This window comes from Gemmatimonadales bacterium (assembly GCA_030697825.1).
Classification (GTDB): Bacteria; Gemmatimonadota; Gemmatimonadetes; order Gemmatimonadales; family JACORV01; genus JACORV01.
Genome location: JAUYOW010000051.1, coordinates 1 through 1,192, shown reverse-complemented (window position 1 = coordinate 1,192; position 1,192 = coordinate 1). Strand labels below are relative to the sequence as shown.

Sequence of the window (1,192 nt, the reverse complement as noted above, 5' to 3'; positions counted from 1 at the left end):
AGAGCGGCCCGATCAAGCCCTGGCCCTGCCCTGGTTCGCCACGGCCTCGGCCGCGCGCCGGACGGCCTCGGGGTCGCCCAGGTAGTAGTGGCGCACCGGAGCGAGATCACCGTCCAGCTCGTAGACCAACGGGATCCCGGTTGGGATGTTGAGCCCGACGATCTCCTGCTCCGAAACGCCGTCCAGATGCTTGACCAGCGCGCGGAGACTGTTGCCGTGCGCCGCGATGAGGACGCGCTTGCCGGCGCGGATGCTGGGCGCGATGATCTCGTGCCAGTACGGAAGGAAGCGCGCCACGGTGTCCTTCAACGATTCCGCGCGCGGCAGCTCGTTAGCCGGCAGACTCGCGTAACGCGCGTCGTGCCGGGGATGTCGCTCATCGTCGAGCTCGAGCGGCGGCGGCGGCTCGTCGTAGCTCCGGCGCCACCGGTGCACCTGTGCCTCGCCGTACTTCGCCGCCATCTCCGCTTTGTTGAGCCCCTGCAAGGCGCCGTAGTGCCGCTCGTTTAGGCGCCAGTCGAGGTGAACCGGGATCCACATCTGGTCGAGCTGTTCGAGACCGAGCCACAGCGTCTTGATCGCGCGCTTCAGGACCGAGGTGTACGCGACGTCGAAGACGTAGCCATCCGCGCTGAGGAGCTTCCCCGCGGCCACGGCCTCCTCGACGCCCTTCTCCGAGAGGCCGACGTCGGTCCAGCCGGTGAACCGGTTCTCTCTGTTCCAGGTGCTCTCGCCGTGGCGGAGCAACACGAGCCGTTGGGTCATGGACGCAAATCTATCGCGCCGCGCAGCTGAAGCGCGAGAAGATCACCCCCGCCTTCGCCTTCGATCAGCACTTCGGGGTCGCGGGGTTCACGTTGCTGAAGTGACGCTCAGGGCGCTAAGATACGCGCCCACCCTCAACCCCGACGGCCATGCGCATCAACCGAACCGCCATCGCCAGCACCGCTCTGCTCCTCTGCGCCTCATCCCTGGCTGCGCAACGGCCACGGCAGCCCGCCCAGCCTGCCGCGCGACCCGACACCACGCGCCAGGACTCGACGCGCCGCGACGCGCTCAGCCGGTTCGTGGAGAGCGTGAACGTGCGGGCCTTGGGGCCCGCCGCGTACAGCGGGCGGGTGACCGCGATCGCCGTGCCCAGCTCCCGCGAGCCGAGGCCGAAGACGTTCTACATCGGCTCCGCCGGCGGCGG

Annotated in this window: 2 protein-coding genes; one reads left to right on the top strand and one right to left on the bottom strand. The window is 69.0% G+C overall.

Features of this window, described 5'->3' with window-relative positions:
* Positions 1-12 precede the first annotated feature (12 nt).
* Entirely contained in the window at positions 13-765 is a 753-nt protein-coding gene (gene gpmA, locus Q8Q85_02600; protein ID MDP3773132.1) for a 2,3-diphosphoglycerate-dependent phosphoglycerate mutase, read from the bottom strand.
* A gap of 149 nt (positions 766-914) precedes the next feature.
* On the opposite strand from gpmA, the gene Q8Q85_02595 reads away from it, so the two are divergent.
* A partial coding sequence (locus Q8Q85_02595) for a hypothetical protein (protein MDP3773131.1) occupies positions 915-1,192 on the top strand: 278 nt, incomplete at its 3' end.